At 71.9% G+C, this 24,049-nt stretch carries 29 protein-coding genes; 8 read left to right on the top strand and 21 right to left on the bottom strand.

Going from position 1 to position 24,049, the window contains the following annotated elements; translation table 11 throughout:
- The 19 genes from ACZ4NT_RS30395 to ACZ4NT_RS30305 all read right to left on the bottom strand — a co-directional run.
- Nucleotides 1–96: biotin carboxylase N-terminal domain-containing protein (locus ACZ4NT_RS30395; RefSeq protein WP_279617129.1), on the bottom strand; the 96-nt coding region annotated here is incomplete at its 3' end.
- A complete protein-coding gene (locus ACZ4NT_RS30390; RefSeq protein WP_183116927.1) occupies nucleotides 96–293 on the bottom strand; it encodes an acyl-CoA carboxylase subunit epsilon in 198 nt (65 codons plus the stop codon). The genes ACZ4NT_RS30395 and ACZ4NT_RS30390, both read right to left, overlap by 1 nt.
- Nucleotides 294–298: 5 nt before the next feature.
- Nucleotides 299–1,870: an acyl-CoA carboxylase subunit beta gene (locus ACZ4NT_RS30385; protein ID WP_121402216.1), complete on the bottom strand. Its 1,572-nt coding sequence runs from the start codon at nucleotides 1,868–1,870 to the stop codon at nucleotides 299–301.
- The gene (gene fabD / locus ACZ4NT_RS30380; RefSeq protein WP_467728418.1) at nucleotides 1,867–2,856 is read right to left on the bottom strand and encodes an ACP S-malonyltransferase; all 990 of its coding nucleotides are present in this window, start codon (nucleotides 2,854–2,856) and stop codon (nucleotides 1,867–1,869) included. The genes ACZ4NT_RS30385 and fabD overlap by 4 nt, the downstream gene beginning before the upstream one ends.
- Before the next feature lie 61 nt (nucleotides 2,857–2,917).
- Nucleotides 2,918–4,483, bottom strand: a complete 1,566-nt coding sequence (locus tag ACZ4NT_RS30375) for an MFS transporter (RefSeq protein ID WP_467728414.1) — start codon at nucleotides 4,481–4,483, stop codon at nucleotides 2,918–2,920.
- Between the two features lie 51 nt (nucleotides 4,484–4,534).
- Nucleotides 4,535–5,359: an alpha/beta fold hydrolase gene (locus ACZ4NT_RS30370; RefSeq protein ID WP_121402213.1), complete on the bottom strand. Its 825-nt coding sequence runs from the start codon at nucleotides 5,357–5,359 to the stop codon at nucleotides 4,535–4,537.
- Nucleotides 5,356–6,405 (bottom strand): beta-ketoacyl synthase N-terminal-like domain-containing protein, encoded by a 1,050-nt coding sequence (locus ACZ4NT_RS30365; protein WP_121402212.1) that lies wholly within the window; start codon nucleotides 6,403–6,405, stop codon nucleotides 5,356–5,358. Before ACZ4NT_RS30365 ends, ACZ4NT_RS30370 begins: the two co-directional genes overlap by 4 nt.
- Nucleotides 6,402–7,598: a beta-ketoacyl-[acyl-carrier-protein] synthase family protein gene (locus ACZ4NT_RS30360; RefSeq protein WP_467728413.1), complete on the bottom strand. Its 1,197-nt coding sequence runs from the start codon at nucleotides 7,596–7,598 to the stop codon at nucleotides 6,402–6,404. The genes ACZ4NT_RS30365 and ACZ4NT_RS30360 overlap by 4 nt, the downstream gene beginning before the upstream one ends.
- Nucleotides 7,598–8,074 (bottom strand): hotdog domain-containing protein, encoded by a 477-nt coding sequence (locus tag ACZ4NT_RS30355; RefSeq protein WP_121402210.1) that lies wholly within the window; start codon nucleotides 8,072–8,074, stop codon nucleotides 7,598–7,600. The genes ACZ4NT_RS30360 and ACZ4NT_RS30355 overlap by 1 nt, the downstream gene beginning before the upstream one ends.
- The gene (locus tag ACZ4NT_RS30350) at nucleotides 8,067–8,543 is read right to left on the bottom strand and encodes an ApeI family dehydratase (RefSeq protein ID WP_121402209.1); all 477 of its coding nucleotides are present in this window, start codon (nucleotides 8,541–8,543) and stop codon (nucleotides 8,067–8,069) included. Before ACZ4NT_RS30350 ends, ACZ4NT_RS30355 begins: the two co-directional genes overlap by 8 nt.
- Entirely contained in the window at nucleotides 8,540–9,280 is a 741-nt protein-coding gene (gene fabG / locus ACZ4NT_RS30345) for a 3-oxoacyl-[acyl-carrier-protein] reductase (protein ID WP_467728412.1), read from the bottom strand. Before fabG ends, ACZ4NT_RS30350 begins: the two co-directional genes overlap by 4 nt.
- A gap of 39 nt (nucleotides 9,281–9,319) precedes the next feature.
- On the bottom strand, nucleotides 9,320–9,493 hold the full coding sequence (locus tag ACZ4NT_RS30340) for a hypothetical protein (RefSeq protein ID WP_467728411.1): 174 nt from the start codon (nucleotides 9,491–9,493) through the stop codon (nucleotides 9,320–9,322).
- A 7-nt stretch (nucleotides 9,494–9,500) separates the two neighbouring features.
- A complete protein-coding gene (locus ACZ4NT_RS30335; protein ID WP_220784154.1) occupies nucleotides 9,501–10,145 on the bottom strand; it encodes a DsbA family protein in 645 nt (214 codons plus the stop codon).
- Complete coding sequence (locus ACZ4NT_RS30330; RefSeq protein ID WP_121402207.1) at nucleotides 10,142–11,911, bottom strand: alpha/beta fold hydrolase; 1,770 nt, start codon at nucleotides 11,909–11,911, stop codon at nucleotides 10,142–10,144. The genes ACZ4NT_RS30335 and ACZ4NT_RS30330 overlap by 4 nt, the downstream gene beginning before the upstream one ends.
- Nucleotides 11,908–12,774 carry a beta-ketoacyl synthase N-terminal-like domain-containing protein gene (locus ACZ4NT_RS30325; RefSeq protein WP_467728410.1) on the bottom strand — a complete coding sequence of 289 codons (867 nt, stop codon included), beginning with the start codon at nucleotides 12,772–12,774 and terminating at the stop codon, nucleotides 11,908–11,910. Before ACZ4NT_RS30325 ends, ACZ4NT_RS30330 begins: the two co-directional genes overlap by 4 nt.
- Nucleotides 12,764–13,906 (bottom strand): beta-ketoacyl synthase N-terminal-like domain-containing protein, encoded by a 1,143-nt coding sequence (locus tag ACZ4NT_RS30320; protein WP_467728409.1) that lies wholly within the window; start codon nucleotides 13,904–13,906, stop codon nucleotides 12,764–12,766. The genes ACZ4NT_RS30325 and ACZ4NT_RS30320 overlap by 11 nt, the downstream gene beginning before the upstream one ends.
- Complete coding sequence (locus ACZ4NT_RS30315) at nucleotides 13,884–15,056, bottom strand: beta-ketoacyl synthase N-terminal-like domain-containing protein (RefSeq protein WP_121402204.1); 1,173 nt, start codon at nucleotides 15,054–15,056, stop codon at nucleotides 13,884–13,886. Before ACZ4NT_RS30315 ends, ACZ4NT_RS30320 begins: the two co-directional genes overlap by 23 nt.
- Nucleotides 15,053–16,258 carry a beta-ketoacyl-[acyl-carrier-protein] synthase family protein gene (locus ACZ4NT_RS30310; RefSeq protein ID WP_467728408.1) on the bottom strand — a complete coding sequence of 402 codons (1,206 nt, stop codon included), beginning with the start codon at nucleotides 16,256–16,258 and terminating at the stop codon, nucleotides 15,053–15,055. Before ACZ4NT_RS30310 ends, ACZ4NT_RS30315 begins: the two co-directional genes overlap by 4 nt.
- A gap of 4 nt (nucleotides 16,259–16,262) precedes the next feature.
- A complete protein-coding gene (locus ACZ4NT_RS30305; protein ID WP_121402202.1) occupies nucleotides 16,263–16,523 on the bottom strand; it encodes an acyl carrier protein in 261 nt (86 codons plus the stop codon).
- A gap of 423 nt (nucleotides 16,524–16,946) precedes the next feature.
- Here ACZ4NT_RS30305 and ACZ4NT_RS30300 point away from each other — a divergent pair, with 423 nt between their 5' ends.
- From ACZ4NT_RS30300 to ACZ4NT_RS30290, 3 genes are all read left to right on the top strand, one after another.
- Nucleotides 16,947–17,681 carry a 4'-phosphopantetheinyl transferase family protein gene (locus ACZ4NT_RS30300; RefSeq protein ID WP_467728407.1) on the top strand — a complete coding sequence of 245 codons (735 nt, stop codon included), beginning with the start codon at nucleotides 16,947–16,949 and terminating at the stop codon, nucleotides 17,679–17,681.
- 153 nt (nucleotides 17,682–17,834) lie between these two features.
- Nucleotides 17,835–18,071 carry a hypothetical protein gene (locus ACZ4NT_RS30295; RefSeq protein ID WP_121402200.1) on the top strand — a complete coding sequence of 79 codons (237 nt, stop codon included), beginning with the start codon at nucleotides 17,835–17,837 and terminating at the stop codon, nucleotides 18,069–18,071.
- A 437-nt stretch (nucleotides 18,072–18,508) separates the two neighbouring features.
- Entirely contained in the window at nucleotides 18,509–19,687 is a 1,179-nt protein-coding gene (locus ACZ4NT_RS30290) for a hypothetical protein (RefSeq protein ID WP_467728406.1), read from the top strand.
- Nucleotides 19,688–19,722: 35 nt separating this feature from the next.
- On the opposite strand, the gene ACZ4NT_RS30285 is transcribed toward ACZ4NT_RS30290, so the two are convergent.
- Nucleotides 19,723–20,283, bottom strand: a complete 561-nt coding sequence (locus tag ACZ4NT_RS30285; protein WP_467728405.1) for a GNAT family N-acetyltransferase — start codon at nucleotides 20,281–20,283, stop codon at nucleotides 19,723–19,725.
- Nucleotides 20,280–21,053 carry a GntR family transcriptional regulator gene (locus ACZ4NT_RS30280; protein ID WP_467728404.1) on the bottom strand — a complete coding sequence of 258 codons (774 nt, stop codon included), beginning with the start codon at nucleotides 21,051–21,053 and terminating at the stop codon, nucleotides 20,280–20,282. The genes ACZ4NT_RS30285 and ACZ4NT_RS30280 overlap by 4 nt, the downstream gene beginning before the upstream one ends.
- Before the next feature lie 458 nt (nucleotides 21,054–21,511).
- On the opposite strand from ACZ4NT_RS30280, the gene ACZ4NT_RS30275 reads away from it, so the two are divergent.
- From ACZ4NT_RS30275 to ACZ4NT_RS30255, 5 genes are read left to right on the top strand one after another with little or no spacing between them, the layout of a single operon-like run.
- On the top strand, nucleotides 21,512–21,775 hold the full coding sequence (locus ACZ4NT_RS30275) for a DUF6284 family protein (RefSeq protein WP_467728403.1): 264 nt from the start codon (nucleotides 21,512–21,514) through the stop codon (nucleotides 21,773–21,775).
- Entirely contained in the window at nucleotides 21,772–22,305 is a 534-nt protein-coding gene (locus ACZ4NT_RS30270) for a hypothetical protein (RefSeq protein WP_467728402.1), read from the top strand. Before ACZ4NT_RS30275 ends, ACZ4NT_RS30270 begins: the two co-directional genes overlap by 4 nt.
- The gene (locus ACZ4NT_RS30265; RefSeq protein WP_467728401.1) at nucleotides 22,302–23,279 is read left to right on the top strand and encodes a DUF2637 domain-containing protein; all 978 of its coding nucleotides are present in this window, start codon (nucleotides 22,302–22,304) and stop codon (nucleotides 23,277–23,279) included. Before ACZ4NT_RS30270 ends, ACZ4NT_RS30265 begins: the two co-directional genes overlap by 4 nt.
- Nucleotides 23,279–23,620 carry an RRQRL motif-containing zinc-binding protein gene (locus tag ACZ4NT_RS30260; RefSeq protein WP_467728400.1) on the top strand — a complete coding sequence of 114 codons (342 nt, stop codon included), beginning with the start codon at nucleotides 23,279–23,281 and terminating at the stop codon, nucleotides 23,618–23,620. The genes ACZ4NT_RS30265 and ACZ4NT_RS30260 overlap by 1 nt, the downstream gene beginning before the upstream one ends.
- A gap of 18 nt (nucleotides 23,621–23,638) precedes the next feature.
- On the top strand, nucleotides 23,639–23,950 hold the full coding sequence (locus tag ACZ4NT_RS30255) for a hypothetical protein (protein WP_467728399.1): 312 nt from the start codon (nucleotides 23,639–23,641) through the stop codon (nucleotides 23,948–23,950).
- Nucleotides 23,951–24,049 lie beyond the last annotated feature (99 nt).

Here is a 24,049-nt window from a genome sequence, read left to right as displayed (position 1 = left end):
CGCATACACGGCAACGCTCGCGATCCCGGCATCCCGGCACGCCCGGGCCACGCGGACAGCGATTTCGCCACGGTTGGCGATGAGCACCTTGCGCATTACGAACGAGACCTCCAAGACCCGGCCTGAGCCAGGGAACGGTGAGGGGCGCGATCCCATCCGGCCCTCCCCGAACGACGCTCCGGCGGTGCCGAGGGTTCCCGGCAGACCGCCAGAAGTACGCCGACCAGGGCGGCCAGATCCTCCGGGTCCGCGGTGCCCCGTACGACGGTGAAGGACGGCCGGCCGGCTGCCACGGCGCTCACACCGGCGGGTTGCCGTGCTTGCGCGACGGCAGGTCGGCGTGTTTCGTCCGCAGCATCCGCAGGGAGCGGATCAGCACGGACCGGGTCTCCGCGGGGTCGATCACGTCGTCGACCAGCCCTCGTTCGGCGGCGTAGTACGGGCTCATCAGCTCGCTCCGGTATTCCTTGATCTTCTGCACGCGGGTGGCCTCCGGGTCGTCGGCCGCCGCGATCTCCCTGCGGAAGATGACGTTGGCCGCGCCCTCCGCGCCCATGACCGCGATCTCGTTCGACGGCCAGGCCAGCGACAGGTCGGCGCCGATGGAACGGGAGTCCATGACGATGTAGGCACCGCCGTACGCCTTGCGCAGGATCAGCGAGACCCGCGGGACGGTGGCGTTGCAGTACGCGTAGAGCAGTTTGGCGCCGCGCCTGATGATCCCGTCGTGCTCCTGCCCGACGCCGGGCAGGAAGCCGGGCACGTCCACCAGCGTCACCAGCGGGATGTTGAACGCGTCGCAGAACTGCACGAAGCGCGCCGCCTTCTCCGACGCCTCGATGTCGAGCACGCCGGCCAGGCTGCCGGGCTGGTTGGCGACGATGCCGACGACACGGCCGTCGAGACGGGCCAGCACGCACAGCACGTTGGTCGCCCACCGCTCGCTGACCTCGAAGTACTCGCCGCCGTCGACGATCTCGGCGACCACCTTGCGCATGTCGTAGGAGCGCCCGGGGTCGGCCGGGACGAGTTGGGCGAGCGCCTCCGTACTCCGGTTCGCCGGGTCGTCGGCCGGTTCCTCCGGCGGCAGTTCACGGTTGTTGGAGGGCAGCAGGGACAGCAGGTAGCGCACTTCCTCCAGGCACTGCTCCTCGTCGTCGTGGACGAAGGCCGCCACACCGGAGGTGGCCGCGTGGACGTCCGCGCCGCCGAGCCCGTCCTGGGTCACCTGCTCCCCGGTGACCGTCTGGACCACGTCCGGGCCGGTGATGAACATCTGCGAGGTGCCGCGGACCATGAACACGAAGTCCGTCAGCGCGGGGCTGTAGGCCGCCCCGCCCGCGCAGGGACCGAGCATCACGCTGATCTGCGGGATCACGCCGGAGCAGCGGGTGTTGCGCCGGAAGATGCCGCCGTAGCCGGCGAGCGCCGTGACCCCTTCCTGGATGCGTGCGCCCGCCCCGTCGTTCAGGCTCACCAGCGGGGCGCCCGCCGACTCGGCCAGGTCCATCACCTTGTGGATCTTCTCGGCGTGGGCCTCGCCCAGGGCGCCTCCGAAGATCCGGAAGTCATGGGCGTACACGAACACGGTACGGCCGTGCACCGTGCCCCAGCCGGTGATCACGCCGTCGCTGTAGGGGCGCCGCTGCTCCAGGCCGAAGCCGGTCGCGCGGTGCCGGCGCAGTGCCTCGATCTCGTTGAACGAGCCCTCGTCGAGGAGGAGTTCGATCCGCTCGTGGGCGGTCAGCTTGCCCTTGGCGTGCTGGCGCTCGGTGGCGGCGGGATCCGGGCCGTCCCGGAGCGCTCCCTTGATCCGGGCCAGCTCGGCGACACGCTCGCCCGAGCCGCTGGTTTCCTGGACGGCGGTCATACGGCGACTCCCGGGACGACGGATGCGAGGGGACTGCCGGCGGGGGGCCGCACCGTGGACAGCAGCTTCGCCAGGGCACGTGCGTCATGCGTGGCGTGCACGGCCGCCTCCGGCACGATCCGGCGGCACAGGCCGCCGAGCACCTTGCCGGGGCCCACCTCCACGAAGGTGCCGACGCCCTCGCGGGCCATCGTGCGGACGGCGCCGGTCCACTGGACGCGGCCCGCGAGCTGGCGGCGCAGGCAGCCGGCGACGTCCTCCGCCGTGCCGACGAAGGCGCCGGTGACCCCGGAGACGAGCGGCACGCGCGGAGCGCGCAGCTCCACCCGGTCGAGGGCGGCGGCGAACTCCTCCTCGATCCCGCTCATCAGGCTGCAGTGGAACGGAGCGCCGACCTCCAGCGCCAGCGCCTTGACGGCCCCGGCCTCTTGCGCCGCCACGCGGACCCGTTCGACGGCCTCGCGCTGCCCGGACACGACCACCTGGCGCGGTTCGTTGTCGTTGGCGACCTCGACGACCTGGCCGAGCTCCAGCGTGACCCGGTCGCAGAGCGCCTCCACCACACCGAGCTCCAGGCCGAGCACGGCCGCCATCCGGCCCGGTATCCGCCGGTTGACCCCGGCCATGAGGAGACCGCGCCGACGCACCAGACGCAGTGCGTCGGTCCACTCGATCGCGCCCGCGGCGACCAGCGCGGTGTACTCGCCGAGGCTGTGACCGGCGACGACGTCCGGCTCGTACCCCTTGTCCCGCAGGACGTCCAGCGCGGCGAGGCTGGTCAGGAAGATCGCGGGCTGGGTGACCGAGGTGTCGCGCAGGGCTTCCTCCGGCCCCTCCCGGCACAGCGCGGACAGCGGAATGCCGAGGATGTCGTCGGCGGCCCGGTAGTAGGTGTCCAGCAAGTCGGGTCGCTCGGTGAGCAGCTGGAGCCCCATGCCCACCCGCTGCGACCCCTGGCCGGGGAAGACGAACGCGGTCTTGCCCATCACGGGTGACCCGCCTTTCTACGTGGTTCCTGCTTCGTGGTGGTCGGACGGGGCCGGCGTGTCAGGGCCGGCCGCCGTCGGGGACGGCGACACCGGCGACGGGCACGTGGCCGGCGCCCGCGGGGGCCTTCGGGTCGGGAGTGCGCGGCAGGTTGCGCACGAAGACCATGACGACCAGGGCCGCGGCCAGCGTCACCGCCGCGGCGAACCAGGCGCCGTGGTCCAGTCCGTCGGTGATGGCCGACTGCCGCAGCGCGGCGGCCCGTTCGGGTGTCAGGGAGCCCTTCGCGGCCAGCTGCTCGATCTCCTCGGCCGCGGAGTCGGTCTGCGTGCTCATCAGCGCGCCCATGATCGCGACGCCGACGGCGTTGCCGACCTGCCGGAACATCGTGCCGGCGCTCGCGGCCACGCCGACCTGGTCCTGCGGGGCGGCGGAGACGGTCAGTTCGGAGGAGACGGGCATCAGGATGCCGAGCGTCAGGCCGGTGATGAGCAGCCCGGGCAGCAGCCGGGTCCACGAACCGGGGTCCCCCGCGGGGTCGGTCAGCGTGAACAGGGCGATGCCCACGGCCATCAGGCAGAACGCGACCGCCATGGCACCGCGCATGCCCAGCTTCGCGGAGAGCCTGCCGCCGAGCGGGGCCCCGACGATGAGCATGAGGGTCAGCGGGAGCAGCCGGACGCCGGTCTCCAGCGCGCTCAGGCCCAGGCCGCTCTGCAGGTAGATCGACAGGTAGAACATCACCGAGAACATCCCGGCGCCCAGCAGGAAGCCGGCCGTGACACTGCCCCCGAAGGACGGCCGCCGGAACCAGGCCAGGTTCATGATGGGGGCCGCGGAGCGGGACTCCACGGCGAGGAAGGCCAGCAGCAGCAGCGCCGAGCCCCCGAACAGCGCCAGTTCCCGGCCCGAGGTCCAGCCCCAGTCCGCCCCGTTGATCAGCGCGAGGTTGAGGCAGAGCAGCGAGCCGCTCACCGTCAGCAGGCCCGCCAGGTCCAGCGGCGGCCGGCCCGGGCCGAAGTCGCGCCGGGTGTCCTTGATGCCGAGGGCCGCGACGACCACCACCAGCCCGATGGGCAGGTTCACCAGGAAGATCCACTCCCAGCCGACGTGGTCCACCAGGACACCGCCGATCAGCGGACCCAGCGCGGTGGCGAGGCCGCCCACCGCACCCCACAGCATGATGCCGAGCGCGCGCATCCGGCCCTCGAAGGACGAGTACACGATGGCCAGCGTCAGCGGCATGATCACCGCTCCGCCGACTCCCTGGACGACGCGGCCCGCGTGCAAAGTGGTGATGTGCGACCAGCCGAAGGGTGCGAGCTCCCCGGCGGCGCCGCAGACCAGCGAGCCCGCGAGGAAGACGAGGACGCCGACGACGTAGATCCGGCGCTGTCCGTAGAGGTCACCGAGCCGTCCGGCGGTGACGATGAAGACCGCGAGGGCCAGCATGTACGCGTTGGCCACCCACTCCAGGTCGGAGAAGGAGGCGTCCAGGTCGGTGCCCATGGTGGGCAGCGCGACCGTGACGACGGTGACGTCGAGCAGCGCGATGAACAGGCCCAGCAGGGCGGCCACCATCGTCAGGGCCGGTTTCCCCGACCGGTGTGCGGGATGCGTCGGCACAGTGGGTCATCTCCTTGTGTGCGGGTGCGTGTGGGGACGGGTGCGGACCGCTCAGGCGGCCGTGCGGTGGCCGGCCGCCGTACGGTCGAGGAAGGCGAGGACGAGCCGGGCCACCTCGTCCGGCTGGTCCGAGTGGCAGAAGTGGGTCAGCCGGGGGTCGAGATGGAACTCGGCGACGGGCATGTCGGCCTTCAGCGCGTCGGCCCGTTCCCCCGCGAGCCCGGTGTCGTGCGGGCTGCCGATGATCAGCGTGGGGATGTCGACGTGCTCCAGGGCCAGTTGGGTGGCCGCGCTGTACTGGTCGAACAGGGCGAGGAACGCCTGCGGCCCCATGCCCTCCAGCATCTTGCGCGCCATGCCGGTGAAGATCTCCGGGTCCATCGTCTGCGACCGCGCGCCCAGCCGGGTGCGCAGCCCCATCGTCATGACGGTGGCGAAGTCCTCACGGAACGAGTCGAACATCTGCCAGTCCGCGGGCTGGGAGGGCGGCCAGTAGAACGGCGACAGCAGGACCAGGGCGTCGAGTTCGGGCCGGACGCCCGTCGCCAGCCACTGCAGCACGGCGTTGGCGCCGAGCGAGTGCGCCACCAGGACCGACACCGGCTCGGGCACCAGGTTCAGACCGGCCTCCACCCACTGCGCCGTGGAACCCCGGCTGCGCCAGCGGTAGTTGCCGCCGGTGCGCCACGGCAGGTCCAGCGGGTAGCCGCGCAGCCGGCCGGCGAGCAGCCCCGCCAGCGGGGTCCAGGAGCTCCAGGCGTCCTCCAGGCCGTGCACGAACGCGGCGGCGGGCGGGGTCCCGAAGCGGTGCACGGCCAGGTCCTCGCCGAGCACGGTGGTCTCGCCGACCGGGCCCGGTCCGGCAGGGCGGCTCATCCGGTGCCCCCTTCCCGGGCGATCCGCAGGGCGACCAGGTGCCCCTGCGGTCCCAGCGTCAGGAACGCCACGTCCCCGGGTTCCGCGGCCCGGTCCGGGCGGGCCAGGTGCTGCGCCAGCGCGAGGAGCCCGGTGACACCGCTCTGGGCGCCGCCGCGGACCACCGTCACGGCGTCCCGCAGTCCGTGCCCGGCGGCCCAGCGCTCGCTCGCCTCCGCGGCACGCGCCCCCGCGTCGGTCAGCGGGACGTGCAGCCGTATCGCGGCGGGCGGCGGGGCGCCGAGCCGGTCGAGGACCGACCCCAGCACCCGCTCGGCGTCACCGGGGGCGCCCGGCAGCACCCGGCGGGCCCCGCCGGTCAGCCGGCCGTGGACGACGGCGCCGCGGCGCAGCGCGGCCCCGGCCGGTTCCAGGTGCAGCAGGCAGGCGCCCGCCACGTCGGCCTCCGGTCCGCACAGGGCGAGCGCCCCGGCGGGCGGCAGCCCCTCGATCCCGCCGGTCAGCACGGCGTCCGCCCGCCCCGCGAGCATCGCCCGCGCGCCGAGGAGGACCGACTCGTAGCCGGCGGTCAGCAGGTTGACCAGCGTCACGTTGAACGCCTTGAGCCCGTACGACAGGGAGACCTGGCTCACCGGCACGTTGATCGCGAAGTTCGGGCACTCGACGGGGCTGATCCCGGAGACGCCCTCCTCCAGCAGGGCCCGGTCGATCCGGTCGACGACCTCGTCGACGGCGAAGTTCGTGCCGAGTGCGACGCCGGTGCGCTCGGGTGCGGGCGCTCCCATGGCGTCGGGCCCGGGAAGGGCCAGGCGGGCGGCGGCCAGGGCGACCTGGGTGGCGCGGGGCAGCAGCCGCCAGCCGCGCCTGCCGAGGAACTCCGCGGGATGGAAACCTTCGAGCTCCCTGGTCGTCGGAGCCTGGAGAAGCGCCTCGTCGGCGGCGCCGTTCACGGTCGGGGCCGCCGCGAGTTCCTTGGCGCCGATGCCGAGGGTGCTGATCGGGCCGATGCCGGTGACGGCCACCTGACCGGTGCTGTCGGACCTCATGCGCTCGCCTCCCGGTCCGCGGCGGCCGGCGGACTGCCGATGGCCACGGAGATGTTGTTGCCGCCGAAGGCGTAGGCGTTGACCAGGACCGTGCCCGGTGCCGCGGCCTCGGGGGTGTCGCGGACGACCCGCAGGGCGCACTCGGGGTCGAGGCGGCGCAGGGTGCCCACCGGGGGGACCAGCCCGTGCCGGACCACCAGCGCGGCGGTCAGGCAGGCGAACGCGCCGGCCGCTCCCCCGCTGTGCCCGAGGGAGGCCTTCACCGCGGTCACCGGGACCTCGGGGGTGCGGCCGCCGAGGACCCGGGCGGTGACGCCGCTCTCCACGGCGTCGTTCGCGGGCGTGCCCGTGCCGTGGCACAGCACGGCACCGATGTCGCCGGAGGTCATCCCGCCCCGCTCCAGGGCGTCGTGGACGGCGCGCACGGCCTGGGTGCCCTGCGGGTCGGGCGCGGTGACGTGGAAGGCATCGCAGCTCCACCCGGAACTCAGCACCCGGGCGTAGGGCGTCCGCCCGCGGGCCGCCGCACGGGCGGCCGACTCCAGGACGAGGAAGGCGGCGCCCTCCCCGTACACGGTTCCGGCCCGGTCGCGGTCGAAGGGGCGGCAGTGCAGCGGGTCCCCGGCGCCCAGGCGCAGGAAGGCGCCGACGGCCGGCCGGGAGATCGCCTCGGTGCCGCCGACCAGGACCGTGTCCGCCTCGCCGTCGACGATCATGTCCGCGCCCATGGCGACGGCGTAGGCACCGGCCGCGCACGCGGTGGAGACGGTCACCCCCGGTCCGTACAGGCCCAGCTGGTCGGCCAGGAGGCCGGCGGTGCCGTAGGGGAACCAGCTGTCCCCGCCGGGCTCGCGGCGGCCGTCGCGGCACGCCTCCTGCACGTCGCTGTCACCGTTTCCGGTGGCCACGCAGACCCCGGCGGCGTCGAGTTCGCCGGGGCCGCCGGCCCCGAGACCGGCGTCGGCGAGGGCGTCCCGGGCCGCCTCCAGCGCGAACCCGCTGGCCCGGCCGGGGACTTCGGCGGCCGTCGGACCCGCCACCCGGTAGGCGAGCGAGTCCGGCATCGCCGCGCCGGGGAACCCGAGCGGACGCACCGGCACGTCGCCGCGCAGCAGGCCCGCCCAGAACCGCCCGACGCCGCGGCCCAGGGGCGAGACGACGCCGAGTCCGGTGATGACCACATCGGTGTCCATCAGGCCGCGCCCCAGCTCAGCTGCTCGGCCGGACGCAGCACCGCGATGGCGTACCCGATCTCGGCGACCAGGTCGTCCCCGACGTAGGACTCGCCGCTCATGATGACGCTGCTGCCCGAGTACTGGTCGACCCGGACGACGTGCCGCAGCGTGTCACCGGGGAAGACCTCGCGGTGGAAGGTCATGTTCCGGGAGGCGGCCAGGATCGGTGCCCCGCCGCGTTCGCCCTGCTCGTCGACCCGCCGCATCCAGAGGATGGCGCCGCCCTGGCCCCAGGACTCCATGAGCAGCGAGGGCGGGTAGGCGAAGGCGCGGCGCGGCGCCCCCTCGGCCAGGCCCGCGTAGCAGGGCTCGCTCCCGGTGACGGCCTTGAGGGTGACGATCCGGTCGTACGGTTCCCACTCCACCACCCGGTCGACCAGCAGCATCGGATGCGCGTGCGGGATCAGCCCGCGGATGTCGGCGTACTCAAGCATCCCGGCCCCCCGTGTCGTCGTCCGCGGTCGTGGTGGTCCGGAAGGTCATCCTGATCAGGGCCGCCTTGGCGTCGCCGCTCGTGCACCGGGCCTCCACCGCGAGCCCGCCGTCCTCCGCCGGCCGGCACACGCAGTGCACCTCCAGGGGGTCGCCGGGGGCGAGCGCGCTGGTGAAGCGCACCGACTGGATGCCGGCGGGCCGTGCCCAGGCGTCCGCGCCCGACGTCCACCGCACCAGGTGCAGCACCGCCTCGCAGACCGATTCGACGAGGAAGGCGCCCGGATAGACGGTGAAGTCCGGGTAGTGGCCCTCCAGATACGGCTCGTCGGCCGCGATCCGCTTGCGCACGGTGACCTCGGTCGGCGAGTGCACCGTCACGGTGTCGGCCGGGTCGACCGACGTGGCACGCCGCCGGGGTCCCGTGACGGCCGTCTCCTCGGCCGCGGCGACGGCGGCCGGGCTGCTCACAGCGCGACTCCGCCGTCGATCTGGATGACCTCGCCCGTGATGTAGGCGGCCTTGTCGGACACCAGGAACGACACCAGGTCGGCCACCTCGGCCGCGCCGCCGTACCGCTTCAGCGGGATCGACTTCAGCGCCTGCTCGCGCACCTTCTCGGGCAGCGCCTCGGTCATGTCCGTCTCGATGAAGCCGGGCGCGACGACGTTGACCCGGATGCCGTAGGCCGCGACCTCCTTGGCCAGGGACAGGCTCATCCCCTGGATGCCGGCCTTGGAGGCCGAGTAGTTGCTCTGCGTGGCGTGGCCGTAGACACCCGAGATCGACGACATGTTGACGATGACGCCCTTCTTGCGCTTCATGAAGCCGAAGCCCACGGAGCGGCAGAAGTTGAACGTGCCCGTCAGATTGGTGTCGATGACGGTGTGCCAGTCCTCGACCGGCATCAGCACCATCGGGTTGTCCCGGACGACGCCCGCGGAGTTCACCAGGACGTCGACCGGTCCCAGGCGCTTCGCGGCGGCGGAGGTGAACTCCTGCACCGCGTCGAAGTCGGCGACGTCGCAGGGCGCGTGGTGGACCTGGGCGCCCTTGTCCCGCACCAGCTTCTCGGTCTCGGCGGCGGCCTCGGTGCCACTGCGGTAGCAGAAGGCGATGTCGTACCCGTCCGCGGCGAGCTGGACGGCCACGGCACGGCCGATGCCGCGCGATCCTCCGGTGACGATGGCCACTTGACGTTCGGTCACTGCACTGCCCTTCTGAGTCGGTGGGGCGGGGGCACGGCGTCAGCCGCAGCCGCCCGCGGTGTCCTGGTCCATCGAGCCGATCCGCTCCCGCAGCTCCTGCGGTACGCCGAGCAGCGGGTCCTCGCCCCACTCCGTGTCCACCAGCGGGTACGCGGCTGTCGGTGCCCCCTCGGCCCCGGTGGTCGTCGCGGTGGCGGTCGTCGTCGCGGTCATCCCTGCCTCATCCCTTGGTCCTCGCGCCGGCCAGCGCCTCGTCGAGCGTGGCCAGGAAGTCGTCGAGCCGGTCCAGACCCCAGAAGCGGTGGCGGCCGACCTTGAAGTACGGGACGCCGAAGACGTCGTCCTCGTAGATGCGCATGAGCGCCTGCACGCCCTGCTTCCGGATGTGCGGCTCGTCCGGCGCGCCGACCAGTGCCGGCCCGTCGAGTCCCGCCTCGTCGCAGACCCGCAGCAGCGTGCCGGGGTCGCAGATGTTCTCGCCGCGCTCCCAGCGGGCCGCCATAACGGCGTCGTAGTAGGCGCGCTCCACACCGAGCTCCCCGGCCTTGAACCAGGCCAGGTGCGGCAGGTCCCACCACTCGTCGCCCTTGTCGATGGGCCACTTCATGGCGTAGCCGTACTTGGCGGCCAGGCGCTTGGTGTCGTTGAGGATGTACAGGTGCTTGGCCTTGCTCATGGCCACGTAGTGGAATTCACCGCCCTCGGCCTCCAGGGCCGCCGCGCTCTGCGCGTCCGGCTCGGAGAACGGCACGAACTCGATGAGCTCCCGGGCGTGCGGCAGTCGCTCCTCCAGGCGGCGCACCGCCATCCAGCTGAAGGGGCTGCGCAGGGAGAAGTACAGTCGCGGCGGCCTGCGCAGACTCATGCGGCACCTCCGAGCAGCGCCGTCTGCACCTGCTCGTCCAGGACTGCGACGGTGCCGGCCTGCTCGCCGCGGCTGATCGCGTAACCGTGCATGATCGTGGCGGTCGCGGCGCGCTCCAGGCGGTCCCCGCGGCGGACGTAGCAGTCCATCCGCGCGGTGTACATGGTGTCCCGCAGGATCTCCTCCACCTTGAAGACGGTGTGGACGGTCTCCTCCATCCAGATGTCGCCGAGGAGCTGCACCCGCGCCCGCGAGACCACCGGGATCCAGCCGCGCTCCTCCAGAAGCCGCCCGATCGCCAGGTCGCGCGCGTGCAGATAGCGGTCCACGACCTCCTCGAGCGTCCGGATGTACGCGGAGTGCTGGAGGCGGTCGGAGAAGTGGCAGTAGTAGTAGGGGGCCCGCCAGTCCCACAGGTAGGCGCCCGAGCCCTCCGGCGCCAGCACCTCGGCGACCTCCTGGCCGGCGGCGATCGGGACGCTCCCGGCGGCGCTGTTGTGCAGAGCGGCCACCTCGGGGACGACGTACGGTTCGAGGAAGGCCGGGACCGGCTCGGAGCCCGAACCGTCCTTGACGGTGACCAGGGCCGCGCGGACCTTGCCCTTGAGCACGGTGACCGTCCGGCCCTCGCGCTCGACGGTCAGCGACACCGTGAACGGCGCGCCCTGGCCGGGCTTCGGCTTGGCGGAGACCACGGTGGCGTACACCTGCTCGCCGACCTCCAGGGCCACCGGCAGCTGCACCGAGGAGTCGACGATCTCCAGGCCGAGACCGTACGAGTGGTAGAGGGTCCTGGCGTCCACGCCGCGGTCGGCGAAGTACTGCAGGACCGCCTCCTCGGCCAGGTACATGAAGTGCTTGAAGCCGATCCACGTACGGATGTTGGCGCCTTCGTAGCGCGGCTGGCCCACGTAGCTGGTGGGCTCGCCGTCGAGCAGTTCGGGCACGGGAAGGTCTCCTTCGGTGGTGTTCGGGTGCGGTGCGAGGGCGGTGCGGAGGAACGCGGCGGTCTCCCCGCTCATCCGCTCGGTCTGCGCCACGTGGCAGAAGTGCCCGTAGGCGGGGTGCAGCCGGACCGTCGCCGCGGGCATGTCCCGGTCGAGGGCGGCGGCCCGCATGGGCGTCAGCGACTCGTCCCGGGTGCCGGCCAGCACGAGCGTCGGCACGGTGATGCCGGTCAGGTCGAGCAGTCCGGACTGCGCGAACTCCTCGTAGAAGACCGGGAATCCGCCCGGCACGGCACGGTCGAGGAGCTTGCGCACCATCAGGCGGCGCACCTCGGGGTCCAGCGCCTCGCCGCGGGCGCCGAGCCCCAGCCGCAGCCCCTCGACGATCACCTTGCGCAGCGCGGCGAGCGAGCGGGTGCGCAGCTCGGGGGTGAGCGGGAAGTCGGCGGGCCGGTAGAACGGGGCGGCCAGCACCACCGCCGCGATCTCCGGCTGGACGTCACCGCCGGCCAGGTACTCCAGGATGGCGTTGGCCCCGAAGGAGTGGCCGAGGAGGGCGACGGGCCGCTCGGGCACCAGTTCCAGCGCGCGGCGCATCCACTGGCCCGGCGAGCCCTCGGGCCGCCATGCGTAGGAGTTGCCTCCGTGCCAGGGCAGTTGCAGGGCGTAGGGGCGGTAGCCGGGAAGCCGCTCGGTGAGGGCCCGCCAGCATCCCCAGGAGTCCTCGATGCCGTGGGCCGCCACCAGCGGGGGGCCCTCGCCCGGCCCGCGCCAGACCTCCAGGCCGTCGCGTGCGGCCACCTTCGTCCACGCGCTCACGCCGGGACCTCCGCCCGTACGAGGGTGAGCCGGGTGGTCGCCCAGCCGTCCCCGGCGTCACCGCAGCCGACGGTGACCGGGGTGTCCTCGGGGCCCACGGCGGCGAGACGGGCGGCGGCCGTGGCGAGCCGGACGACACCGGCCGCTCCGTAGAAGTCCCCGGGCTCCGCGTGCAGGGGGGTGACGGGTTCCCCGGCCCGCAGGACGGGACCGACCCGCACCCCGGTGGACCGCGGCCAGGCGCCCGGCTGCCCGAGCAGCAGGCACCCGGCGCCGGCGGCGAGCGGCGCGGGCGCGTCCGCGCGCAGCGCGGCGAGCCGTACGGCGACCGGGTCGGCGGGCTCCACGCCCACCACCACCGCACGCCGCGCCCGGCCCGCCAGGATCAGCCGCGAGGCGAGGGCGACCGCGTCGAGTCCCGCGGTGGCGCCGCTGCACACGGCCAGGTTGGGGCCGGTGAAGCCGTAGCGGATCGCCACCGTGCTCGCGATCACGTTGCTGGAGGCGTTGGGCGCGTCCAGCACGCTGACCACGGACCCGGAGCGCTCGCGCATGTCGGTGAGGACCGTGCACACGGTCTCCACGTTGCCGAGGTTGGAGGCGACCACCACGGCGGTGCCCGCGGCGTCCGGGACCGGTTCCGCGAGGGGGCCGGGCGGCAGCCCGAGCGCACGGTGGACCGCGCACAGCGCCAGCCGGGTGGACGGCTCCTTGCCGAGCAGTCCCTTGCGGCCGAGCACCTCCTTGGCGTCCTCGGGCCGGCACGCCGGCTCCTCGGGCGAACCGGGCAGGTCCGCCGCGGACAGGCCGGGGACGTGGACGGACCAGCCGTCCAGGGCGAGTTGACGCGGTTCAGCGGGCATCGCAGGCCTCCACGACCGTCACGGCGTTCACTCCGCCGAAGCCGAAGGCGTTCACCTGCGCCAGGCGCGCCCGCACCTCGCGCGGACCCCCGTGCACGAGATCGAGCTTCGCGGCCTCGGCGTCGGGCGTGCGCAGACCGACGGTGGGCGGTACGACACCGGTGCGCAGCGCGTCCACGGCGACCAGCAGGCCCATCAGGGCGGCACCGCCCGAGGTGTGCCCGACGGCGCCCTTGATGCCGGTGACGGGCGGACCGTCCGCCCCGAACACGTCCAGGAGGGCCCCGGCCTCGGTCGGGTCGTTCAGGGCCGTCGAGGTCCCGTGCGCGAGGACCAGGCCGATGTCGTCCGGTGTGACACCGGCGCGCTCGTGCGCGTCCCGCATCGTCGCGACGATCCCGGACCGGTCCGGAGCGGTCTCGTGGTGGGCGTCGCAGCCCAGGCCGACACCGTGCACCAGGGCCGACGGGGCGGTGCCGGCGGCGAGTTCACCGGCCCGCTCCAGGACCACGGCGACCGCGCCCTCGCCGAGCAGCACCCCGTCGCGGTCGGCGTCGAAGGGCCGGACCATGTCGGCCCTGACCGTGCCGACCCGGCCGATCATGGTGAGCATGCTCTCCGTCATGGTGTCGCAGCCGGCCGCCACCACGGCGTCGGCCTCGCCGAGTTCGAGCATGTCCGCGGCCAGGGCGAGTGCGTAGCCGGAGGCCGCGCAGGCGTTGGCGACGGTGTGCACCTCGGTGACCTCGGGGGCGACGGAGCGCACCGCCTCGGCGAAGTGCAGCTCGGCCAGGCGCAGGGGGATGCCGTCGGCGTACCACTGCTCCACTCCGCGCAGCTCGCGCAGACCGGTGCCGACGACGACCGCCACCCGGCGTCGCGCCGGGTCCACCCCGGCGTCCTCCAGGGCCCGCGCCACGCACCGCGCGAGCCAGCGTCCGGCCAGCCGGGGCAGGCCGGGCGCGGTCTCCTCGGTGTCGTCGATCGTGTAGCCGTTGCCGACGTTGACCTTGTCCGGGTCGCCGCAGCGCAGCGGGGAGACACCGGTGCGGCCCTCCCGCAGTGCCAGGACCGTCTCGTCGAGGTCGCCCAGGCAGGTGATCATCGCGCTACCCGTGATGGCCGTCGGCACGACTCCACCCCCTGACCACGGCGGCTCCGGCCGCGCCGTCACCGCCGAGCGTGGTGATCACGGAGATCTCTCCGTCGCGGGCGGGCTCGGCCCGGTGCCGGGCGATCAGTGCGGCCAGCTGGAACGCTCCGGAGGCGCTGAACGCCTCGCCCGTCACGTCCTTGACCCGCAGCCGCTCGGGCCGGCTGCCGAGCACGGCCGCGACGGCGGCGTCCTCCGCGTCGTCGTAGCGGGGCATGCCGCCGGTCGCCGTGGCCACCGTGGACACCTGGGACGGCTCCACGCCGGCCCGCTCCAGGGCGCGGGCCAGACACGCGGTCAGGCCCGCCACGAAGGTGCCGTCGCCGCCCGGCGGGTCGTACACCCCGGTCTCGACCGCCAGCACCTCGGCGTCCGGCCGGCGTCCCGCCGCGCGCACCGCCTCCGCGCTCTCGACGACGAACACCGCGGCGCCCTCGCCCGGCGGCAGCTCCCCGCCGTCGGTGGACTGCGCGTAGTGCACCCCCCAGGCCGACTGCGGGCTGAACTCCTCGACACAGCCCGCGAGAAGGGCGTCCGCGTAGCCGCAGCTGATGAGGTTGCGGGTGTAGCGCAGCACGTTGAGCATCGCGAGCGGTCCGCCCGCGATGGTGGCGTTCACTCCCTGCAGCCCGTACCGGATCGCCGCCTGGCCCGCCGCGCAGTTCATCACCGCGTTGGGGAACAGCAACGGGTTGACCAGGTAGGGCCGTTCCTGGACGAAGGTGTCCCGGCTGTAGTCGCTGGTGGACTTGGCACTGCCCGCCGTGGTGCCCAGGGTGATGCCGAAGCGGGCCCGGTTGCCGTCGCCGACCTCCAGGTCCGTGTCGGCGAGGGCGGCCTGGCAGGCGACCATCGCCAGCGAGGTGCTGCGGTCGAAGAAGGAGGTTCCCTTCCGGCCCAGGAAGTCGCGGACCTTGAAGTCGACCAGCGCGTGGGCGTCCGGGCGCGGCAGCGGGTCCTCGAACATCCCGGAGACGTCCGCCGGGGCGGAGCTTCCCGCGGTGAGGGCGCCCACCAGGGCCTCGGTCCCGATCCCGGCGCCGGAGAGCACGCCGAGACCGGTGACGGCCAGGACGGCCGGAGCGGTGGGCGGGGTGGTGGCGGACAGCTCGGCTGCCGTCGCCGTCATGAGTACCTCCCGAGCATGACGATGGCGTTGTTGCCACCGAACGCGAAGCCGTTCACCTGGGCGATGCGCACGTCCGCGGGCCGTGCGGTGTTGGGAACCGGGTCGATCAGGGGCATGGCGGGGTCGGGGGTGCTGTAGTTGATGGTCGGCGGCAGGAACGACCCCGTGATGCCGAGCACCGACGCGATGGCGCCGAGGCCGCTCGCGGCGCCCATGGTGTGGCCGAGCATCGACTTGGTCGAGCTGATCGGCGGCGGGCTGTCGCCGAAGACGTCGACCACCGCGCCGGCCTCCACCTGGTCGTTGGCCGGAGTCCCGGTGCCGTGCGCGCAGATGTAGTCCACGTCGCGGGCCTCGACCCCGGCGTTGCGGTGGGCCAGCCGCATGCACTCGGCGATGCTGTCCCGGTTCGGGGCCACCATGTGGTTGGCGTCGCAGTTGACGCCGTAGCCGAGCACCTCGGCGTGGATGCGGGCGCCCCGTGCCTGCGCGGACTCCAGGCTCTCCAGGAACATCGCCGCGCCGCCCTCGCCGGTGATGATGCCGGACCGGTTCTTGTCGAAGGGCGAGCACGCCTTCTCGGTGAGCGCGCCGAGCCGGTAGAACCCGGCGTGCGACCAGCGGCCGACCGAGTCCGCGCCGCCGGCGATCATGTAGTCGGCCTCGCCCGTCCTGATCAGGTCGTAGGCGTAGCCCAGCGCGTAGTTGCTGGCCGAGCAGGCGGTGGAGAGCGTGACCGCGTCGCCGGTCAGCCGCAGTTCCCGGTTCACCGCCTGGGAGAGGCGGGCGCTGGAGACCTGGCGGACCAGGTTGGCGTCCAGCGCGCCGACGCCCGCCTCCAGCGCGTCGCCGGTGAGCCGCTCCAGCACCTGCGACTCGCCGCCGGTGGTGCCCATGCTCGACCCGGCCCGGGAGGCGGCCAGTTCCTCCTCGTCGATCCCGGCGTCCGCGACCGCGAGACGGGCCGCGGACGCCGCGAACAGGCTGGTACGGCCCCACTCGTCGACAGACAGTCGCCGGACCATCTCCTCGGGCCGGAAGTCGTGTACCTCGCCGGCCATGAAGTAGGGGAAGCCGCTGGAGTCGAAACAGGCGATGGGGGACACCCCGTTGACGCCCGCCCGCAGCGACTCACCGTAGGCGGACGCTCCAATACCGATGCTCGACACGGGCCCGAGGCCGGTGATGACTACCCGTCGCATGGGGTCAGTCCTGCCAGCCCGCGTGCTGCCCCAGGATCCGGTGCACCTCGGTGAGGTTGACCATCTTGGGCAGTTCCGACTGCGGTATCTCGACCTTGTACTTCTTCTCGAGACGCGCCAGGATTTCGATCGCGCGCAGCGAGTCCGCCTCGTGGTCCTCGACGAAGAGACTGGTCTCCGTGATTTCCTCCGGCTCCAGCTCGAGCACCTCGGCGACGATCTCGCGGATTTCGTCGAGCTGCTCCTGCTTGGTTCCGTTCGACATACTGGAATTCCTCCCGTGGAAAAACACTGAGTACTGATCAACCCTCGGACGCCGGAACGGATTTCCGATTCCCTTGCCATGACACTAGGAGCCGGGCCCCCGGACCGACCAGCAACCATGGGCGTTCAGAATTACGAGGCCGCCGCCCGGCAGCACAAAGGCGGAGGCCGGCGACCCGAGAGTCGCCGGCCTCCGCCCATGACCTCCGCGGACGGCAGCGGGGGAACGAACAGCCGCCCGACGGAAGTCGGAATTACCGCACGCACTCCCAGCGGACGGTTATTCCGTGGAGCTTTCTAACCAGTGACACGAATAACTCGCAACTTTTCTGCAGGAAGATGCCAGCACGTCACTCGCGCACCGGACGCCGTGCACCATACGGACGGCGGCAGCGCCTTTCCCACCGCGACGGAGACGAGTGACATGGCAACGGCAGACGTGTGGTGGTGGCGGATCCCGGTGCCGCTCGACCCGGCCGACCTCGCCCTGCTGAGCCCCGCCGAGCGCGCCCGGGCCGACCGGGCGCGCACCCCGCGCGCCAGGGCGGCCGTCGTGGGCGCGCGGGCGGGCGTACGCAGGGTCCTGGGCGACGTGCTGGGCGTCCCGCCCGCGGCGGTCCGGCTGGGACGCGCCCCCTGCCCGTGCTGCGGGGTCCCCGGCACGGGCCCGCCCGTCGTGCTGCACCCCCCGGCCGCGCCGCACATCAGCGTCTCCCACACCGACGGCTGCGCGGCCCTGGCGGTCGGCGACCGTCCGGTGGGCGTCGACGTGGAGCGCCGGCGCGCGCTGCCCACCGGGGACCTGGCGTCCGTGGCCCTCTCCCCCGCGGAGGAGGCGCACCTGGCCGCGCTCCCGCCGGGACCCAAGCGGGCGGCGGCCTTCCTGCGCTGCTGGACCCGGAAGGAGGCCGTGCTCAAGGCCGTCGGCATCGGCGTCACCACCGACCTCACCCGGCTGGAGAGCGACCCGGCCGCACCGGGCCCGGTACGCGTCACGGCAGGCGCCCGCCCGGGCGACAGCCGGCCGTGGTCCGTCACCGATCTCCCGCTCCCCACCCCGTGGACCGCGTCCGTGGCCGTGGCGACGACACCCGCCGACCCGAAGGCCCCGGAGATACGCCTGCACGGCCCACGGGCACCGCGGGGCGACGGCGGCTGACCGGCGCATACCGACCGCGGCGAGCCGCCGTTGACCGTGGCCGGCCGCACGCTCCGCCATTCCTGCGCGCCGGTCCGAGGCGTACGGTCGCCCCGGGCAGTCTTCGGCGACCGGCACCGGGACCGTGACGAGCGGTCCAGGACGACTACGGGGGTGACGATGGTCTACCTGGTGATCACCGCGTCGGCGGTCGCGTCCGTCATGGCGGCCGCACTGACCGTGCTGGTGCGCCGAGAGCGGCGCCGGAGCGTTTCCGGCCCGGATGGTCATCGCGTCGAGACGGCGGCGACACGGGGCCTGCGCGACGCGCGCCGCCAAGCCCACGCCCGCCGGCACTTCAACGACGGCGGAGGCATCAGCGCCCTACGGGACCGCGACTCCTCCTCGTAGGGATCCGCCGAGGGAGCGCCCTCGCCGGTGTCACCCGCGAACGCCGAACGCCCCGGGCGGATTCGTCGGCCGGGGCGTTCGCGCTGTTCACACCGAGAGCCCCCTGTCGGATTCGAACCGACGACCTTCGCTTTACAAGTTCACCCCAGCGGCCCAATAGTCAGCGGTGCCACCCCTCCGCCTGCCACACGGGATGCACGGCGGACTCTCCAAGTACGGCAACGTGTACTGGTGTTGCCGTCAGAGAGTGCCGTCAAGCCTCACGTGCTGGACCTGCCGCCGTGTCCTCGATCACGTGGGTGAGCGTCGCGGTATGCCCCAGACAGACCAGACAGAAAGGCAGCGCTCGGCCGCGTTCCGGTTGAGCCTCGCCGTCCCGTTGGCGGAGCAGAAAATGCATGGGAGCGGCCGGCGGGGGCGGTCTACGATCGTTGGTCGTGGCCGTCTACAGCAACCGGAACCGGGTCGATGCGTCGCCGAAGCGTGCGGCGGAGACGGATGCCGAGTTCCTCGACAGGATCGCCGGTCCGTACTGGGACCAGGTTCGAAGTGTGATCAACGAGTGGTGGTCACACTTCCCTGTTCAGGCTCAGCTCGGCTTGCGCAGTCGGCTGCTGGACCGGAACTCCGACACGAACGTCTACTCAGCGCTGTGGGAGTTGTACCTGCACGAGATGCTGCTAGGTTCCGGTTGCACCGTGGAGATCGAGCACCAGATAGGCACGGGCGGCAAGAACCCCGACTTCCTGGTCACCCGCGATGGTGAGCAGTTTGTCGTAGAGGCCATCTGGACGACCCAGCGTCTGGGCGATAGCGCATCCTCGCTCCTACCTCAATTGAGCGATGCCATCGATCGTGTGCCAAGCCCAAACTTCTTCGTGGCGTGCGAGCTCGACAGCGTCGGATCAGCAACGCCCCCGCAGCGTCGACTCAAAGCCGAACTGACGCGGTGGCTGGCCAGTCTGGACCCAGACCAAGTCATCGCCGAGCATGGGCACGGGATGCCGCTGCCCAGGTACACCTGGCAGGAGGCTGGCTGGGGCATCACGTTTCAGGCTATCCCCCGCGCCCCTGGCAAGCGAGGTGACCCAACGAGCAGGACAATCGGCGTCTACCCCTCGGTGTGGGACGACGACAGCACGAATCTCGTGCTCGACGCTGTCAAGCGGAAGGGTGGGAAGTACGGCGACATAGATCTGCCGTTCATCGTTGCGGTTGGACATGCCGCCGTAGTCCCCGAAGACGGGGACACAGAGACCGCGCTGTACGGAACTTCGGTCGAGTATGTCCACGCCAGCACACCGACCTTCGGTCGAAAGCTTGACGGTTACTGGACTGCGACCTACGACCACGCCCACAGTCGCGTCAGTGGCGTGCTTATCGTCAACAACCCAGCCCCTTGGACCTGGGCGAAGAACACCCCTGTCCTCTGGCAGAGCCCAGACCCCAAGTCGCTCCCGGCCCCAGTGCTCCCAACCTGGGCAACCGCGCAGTTGGTCGAGGTCCGCGTCGAACGCCAGCCTGCGGTCTCCCCCGCTCACACCGTCCTCGGTCTCGCCGAGCATTGGCCGGTCGGCGACGCCTTCCCCCGACGTCAGGGCAGCTCCTCAAACTGAAGCCCAGCGCCACTCCCCGGCAGCAAAGAGCGCTGTCACGCAACGTGACCTGGAGCAGTGGTTTCGTCCACGAATCCGTGCTCCGTCGGCCGCGCCGGACGTTGAGCGAGCCACCCCGAGACGCGTGGTCCACCGTTGACGGCTACTCCCTCGACTACCGTCCTGACGTACTCAAACCCCTGACGGAGGTAGTACGCCTGCAAGCCGGCGTTGTCAGTCCATGCGTCAAGGCGCAGCCACTTGGCGCCAGCTCGGAAAGCCCGGTCTCCGGCCCAATCGAGCAGGCGCCCACCAAGGTTCTGGCCGGCGTGAGTACGAGCAACGGTCAACTTGTTGATGAAAAGCGAGGGTTCGGTCAGTTCCTCATCCGTCCAGAGCCCAGCTTCCGCCTCGGGAGTGAGGGTGATAGTTCCGGCTGTTACGTCGCCATCTTTGACCATGAAGACGGTTCCCGCCTCAACGGTCTTCAGCAGCTTGTCTGCCGGGTAGGGGCGCTGCCACTGGTCGGTGCCAAGCTGGGAAAGCCAAGCTGCGGCCTCCTCGCGGAAAGCCAGCAGCTTGGATACATCCTGGGGCTGAGCTGGGACGATTCTCACTGAGGCTCGTTCTCACTTCGGGCGGACAAGTCGCCGATCTCGTAGTTCATCCGGTTGAGGTCGCCTCGGAAGGTCGTGATGGTGCACCGGATCGGTCGATCCGCCGAGTAGCCCGTACGCGTCCAGATCATCACCGGCACCCCCGCTCCGACCTCCAAGAGTCGAGCCTCCTCCGGCGTGGGCATCCGTGCTGCGATCTCATCGAAGTACCCGACCTGTTCGATGCCTCGCGAGGCGAGGTACCTCGTCGTGCCCTCGTCAATGTCTCCTGGCTCGGCCAGCCTTGGGGACTCATCTACCAGCCACGACGGATAGTAGGTCGCCTGCGTCGACCAAGGGACGTCGTCTACGTAGCGATGACAGAAGCGCAACACCGCCTTCGCGCCCACGGGGATCTTGAGGCGTTCGGCAACCTCCTTGGAGGCCGGCAGCATCTCGACGCGGAACGTCTGGTGCGGCCGTCGGCCCGCATTGGTCACGTCCGTGGAGTAGGCGTCACCGTTCTGCGGGAAGTCCAGGTTCTCGAACCGGGAGGCGTTGAGCTCGAAGATCTCGTGCGACTTGACCTCGTAACCGAGCCCCTGGCTGGACGAGATCAGCCCCTCACTGACCAGCAGGCTAAGCCCGTTACGAACGGTGTTCCGGGAGGCGTCGAAACGCTGCTGTAGGTCGTTCTCGGAGGGCAGCCGGGCTCCCGGCGCGAAGGTGCCGTTGTCGATCTCGCGACGCAGAGCATCAGCGACTTGCCGGTACTTCGGCTGCTTGTTCATACGCCCATCATGACGCACTCGCGCAACTTGTTGGTACATGTAGCCCCAACCCTCTTGACGACTCACTGCCCGTAGGTGCAGCATCACTGCATCAGCTTGTACCAACAAGTTGAGCAAGCGGTGCAACACCATTGAGTGCGTCCGCTTGCGGCTGACAGCGCCCAGAGGAAAGCCCGCAGGGGTGAGTACGAAGGAAGCGCAGGTTCCTTGACAACTGAATGGGGATCACGCCGCCTCTCCTCGGCCAAGTAGGCGGCCACACGGGATCTCTCGTGTGACGTACAGCGCGATTTGACCTCCCGCAGTTCAACGCTGCGGCCGGTTGCCTCCGCTGCTCGTCTCGTACGAGCAGCGCTGAGGGGAGCCGGATCTACCGACTTCAACGGCGCGCGGCCCCGGGTGGCTAGACCCGGGGCCGCTGTTCGGGCCGTTCCACCTGCGAGGGAGAACACGACCCAATGGACCACATCGTTACTGTTCAGGACGCTGTTACCGCGTTCGCCGACTTCATGGAGCCGACGGACGCGGAGCTGGAGGCCATCGAGCGCGAGATGCCCGTCATCCGCGCGGAGCTGGACCTGTTGGACGCGCAGATCATCGTCATCGACCGCACCCTGACCGAGCTGGACCAGCGGCGTATCCGCCGGGCCCGCCGCCGGGTCCTGGCCGCCCACCGCGACCAGCTCAACGGCACGGCTGGCCAGTCGGGGGGTGCCGCATGATCCGCCTCACCACCACCGCCCGACTGGCCCGACTGGAGGCCGACGCGGACGCGGCAGCCGAGTCCGCCCGGGAAGCCTGCGGTGCGGCAGGCGAGGCGTTCGGCCGGCACGTGCGGGAGCTGTACGCCGCCACAGACCGCGTGGAGCGTGCCGAGGCCATTACCACCGAGGTGGGCGCGATCCTCGCGCAGGCCATGCGGGAGCTGTCCGCCGCGCAGCAGGAGTTGCTCCTCAAGGACATCGAACTCCGGCGGCTGCGCGAGGACCTGCGGCGCGGGCCGGCGGACGGGGACTCGTTGACGGTGCTGCTGCACCACGGCGAGCCGCAGGCCGTCTACGCCTCGCGCGAGGACGCGCGCGCCGACACCGGCACCCACGGGTTCCCTGCGGATCACGTGTGGAAGCGGTGCGATGAACGCCCCGCCGCCGCGTTCACGTGGCGCTGCGAGGCGTTCATCTACAACGCCGCCTCCAACGGATTCCACCGCGCCGACACCGCCGTTCCGAGGGCGTTGGGGGGTGCGGCGTGAACAGTGTTCAAACGCGTTCAGCGGAGCGCGCCCTGTCGGGCGGCACGTGGCTGATCGTGTGCGGCGCGATGCTCTACTCCATCCTCACCGTCACGCCGCTCATGGCGGAGCACACGGCCAAGGAGTGGGACTGGACGGCGCCGATCCTCCCCCTCGTGGTGGACGCCGCGGTGGTCATCGTGGTCAAGCTCGATGACGTGCTGGCCCGCCTCGGCGGGCACGGCGGACGCTGGCCCATCGTGCTGCGGTGGATGACCGGGCTCATGACACTCGCCCTCAACACCGCCGACTCCGCACTGGCGAAAGACCTGGTCGGCGTGGCCGTCCACTCGGTGGCGCCGCTGCTGCTGATCGTCACGGCAGAGACCAGCCTCGCCTACCGGCGGGCCATCACCGCAGCCGTGGCCGCGCTGGAAGCAGACCAGCGGGCGGAGCGGGAGCGGCGGGAGCAGGCGGCCCGCGAACGCGCCGAACGGGCCCGTGCCGAGGCGCGGGAGGAACGCGAACACGCCGCCGCGCTGGAGCGTGAACAGCGTGAACACGAAGCCCGCATGGCCCGTGAACAGAGCGAGCGGGAAGCCGCCGAACGGCGTGAGGAACGCGAGCGCGAGCAGGCCCGCGAGCAAGCCGAGCGGGAGCGCCGTGAACGCATCGAGCGTGAGCGTGAACAGCGTGAGCGGGAGCGTGAACACCGTGAACGCGAAGCCACCGAACGCGCGGAACGCGAGCGGCGGGCGCGGGAGGAGCGGGCCGCCCGTGAACGCGCCGCGCTGCTGTCCGCCGGGCCCGTGAACGAAAAGCTGCCCGAGGACGACGCGCGCGCCATCGTGGCCGCCGCCCGTGCGGAAGGCATGTCCGTGCGCACCGCAGCCGAGTTGTGCGGCTGGTCGGTCGGCTGGGTCTCCACCCGGTACGCCGAACTCCGTGGGCCCGTCAAGGGCGTGCCGGTCGATCTGGCCCGCCTGGGCCACTGATGCCCACCGCACCCGCCGCCGGCACGCTGCCCGTCTACCGGTGGCGCCTCGCCCCGGACGGTCTGGCCACCCGCCGGCAGCTCCGGGCCATGGGGCTGCGCCCGGGTGGTCAGGACGTGGCCGCCGAACTCCAGCGCCCCCGCCGACGACGCGGCCCTCTCATCGCCTACCTCTACCGCATCGACCACGCCAAACCGGTCCGGCCGATGACCCCGGCCCGCCGGGCGGCACTCGCCCGCGCAAACCGCGCCCGGCGCACCTGCCCCGCGTGCCGACGTGATGCCGGATACGTCATCCCCACCTCGCTCGGCGCGTGCGTCCCCTGCGCCGACACCGACTGACCCGAGGGAGAAGCCCTGATGGCACACCGTGACCCGCCGGGGATCATCGCCCCGCACATACCCGCCGACGCCTACCGCCGAGCCGAAGCCACCGGACAACCGGTCGTCATCGTCGTCCACACCACCGACCACAACGGCCGCCCCCTGCGGCACTACCTGTTCCCCCTCGCCATCGCCGGAGCGGGCGCGGTGGGGGTGTTCGGTCTCGTGGCCGCGTTCCTCGCGCTGCTCGACTTCGCCGTCCACACCGCCGTCGCTATCGGCAGCGTGGCCGGACCGGTCGGCGTCGGCGGCATCACCCTCCGCCTCGCCCGCCCGAAGGCCAACTAAGCGTCCACGTAGGCCCCTTCACGTCCCCGTGACAGGCGGGAAGCCGCAGGCGACCTGTAGGGCGCCTGACACCCCTTCCGGGTGGGGTTTGACCCCCGG

The sequence above is a fragment of the Streptomyces sp. NPDC026417 genome, from assembly GCF_055567695.1.
The sequence above is the reverse complement of the archived record's forward strand: the minus strand, read 5'-3'. Positions and strand labels throughout refer to the sequence as shown.

Coding starts and splice junctions, on each gene's coding strand:
- ACZ4NT_RS30365 (WP_121402212.1), bottom strand. CDS start 6,405: ATGAGGTCCGACAGCACCGGTCAGGTGGCCGTCACCGGCATCGGCCCG.
- ACZ4NT_RS30310 (WP_467728408.1), bottom strand. CDS start 16,258: ATGCGACGGGTAGTCATCACCGGCCTCGGGCCCGTGTCGAGCATCGGT.
- ACZ4NT_RS30275 (WP_467728403.1), top strand. CDS start 21,512: ATGGACCACATCGTTACTGTTCAGGACGCTGTTACCGCGTTCGCCGAC.
- ACZ4NT_RS30260 (WP_467728400.1), top strand. CDS start 23,279: ATGCCCACCGCACCCGCCGCCGGCACGCTGCCCGTCTACCGGTGGCGC.
- ACZ4NT_RS30315 (WP_121402204.1), bottom strand. CDS start 15,056: ATGACGGCGACGGCAGCCGAGCTGTCCGCCACCACCCCGCCCACCGCT.
- ACZ4NT_RS30305 (WP_121402202.1), bottom strand. CDS start 16,523: ATGTCGAACGGAACCAAGCAGGAGCAGCTCGACGAAATCCGCGAGATC.
- ACZ4NT_RS30325 (WP_467728410.1), bottom strand. CDS start 12,774: ATGCCCGCTGAACCGCGTCAACTCGCCCTGGACGGCTGGTCCGTCCAC.
- fabD (WP_467728418.1), bottom strand. CDS start 2,856: ATGGGCAAGACCGCGTTCGTCTTCCCCGGCCAGGGGTCGCAGCGGGTG.
- ACZ4NT_RS30335 (WP_220784154.1), bottom strand. CDS start 10,145: ATGAGTCTGCGCAGGCCGCCGCGACTGTACTTCTCCCTGCGCAGCCCC.
- ACZ4NT_RS30280 (WP_467728404.1), bottom strand. CDS start 21,053: ATGAACAAGCAGCCGAAGTACCGGCAAGTCGCTGATGCTCTGCGTCGC.
- ACZ4NT_RS30360 (WP_467728413.1), bottom strand. CDS start 7,598: ATGGACACCGATGTGGTCATCACCGGACTCGGCGTCGTCTCGCCCCTG.
- ACZ4NT_RS30340 (WP_467728411.1), bottom strand. CDS start 9,493: ATGACCGCGACGACGACCGCCACCGCGACGACCACCGGGGCCGAGGGG.
- ACZ4NT_RS30370 (WP_121402213.1), bottom strand. CDS start 5,359: ATGAGCCGCCCTGCCGGACCGGGCCCGGTCGGCGAGACCACCGTGCTC.
- ACZ4NT_RS30300 (WP_467728407.1), top strand. CDS start 16,947: ATGGCAACGGCAGACGTGTGGTGGTGGCGGATCCCGGTGCCGCTCGAC.
- ACZ4NT_RS30270 (WP_467728402.1), top strand. CDS start 21,772: ATGATCCGCCTCACCACCACCGCCCGACTGGCCCGACTGGAGGCCGAC.
- ACZ4NT_RS30255 (WP_467728399.1), top strand. CDS start 23,639: ATGGCACACCGTGACCCGCCGGGGATCATCGCCCCGCACATACCCGCC.
- ACZ4NT_RS30355 (WP_121402210.1), bottom strand. CDS start 8,074: ATGCTTGAGTACGCCGACATCCGCGGGCTGATCCCGCACGCGCATCCG.
- ACZ4NT_RS30385 (WP_121402216.1), bottom strand. CDS start 1,870: ATGACCGCCGTCCAGGAAACCAGCGGCTCGGGCGAGCGTGTCGCCGAG.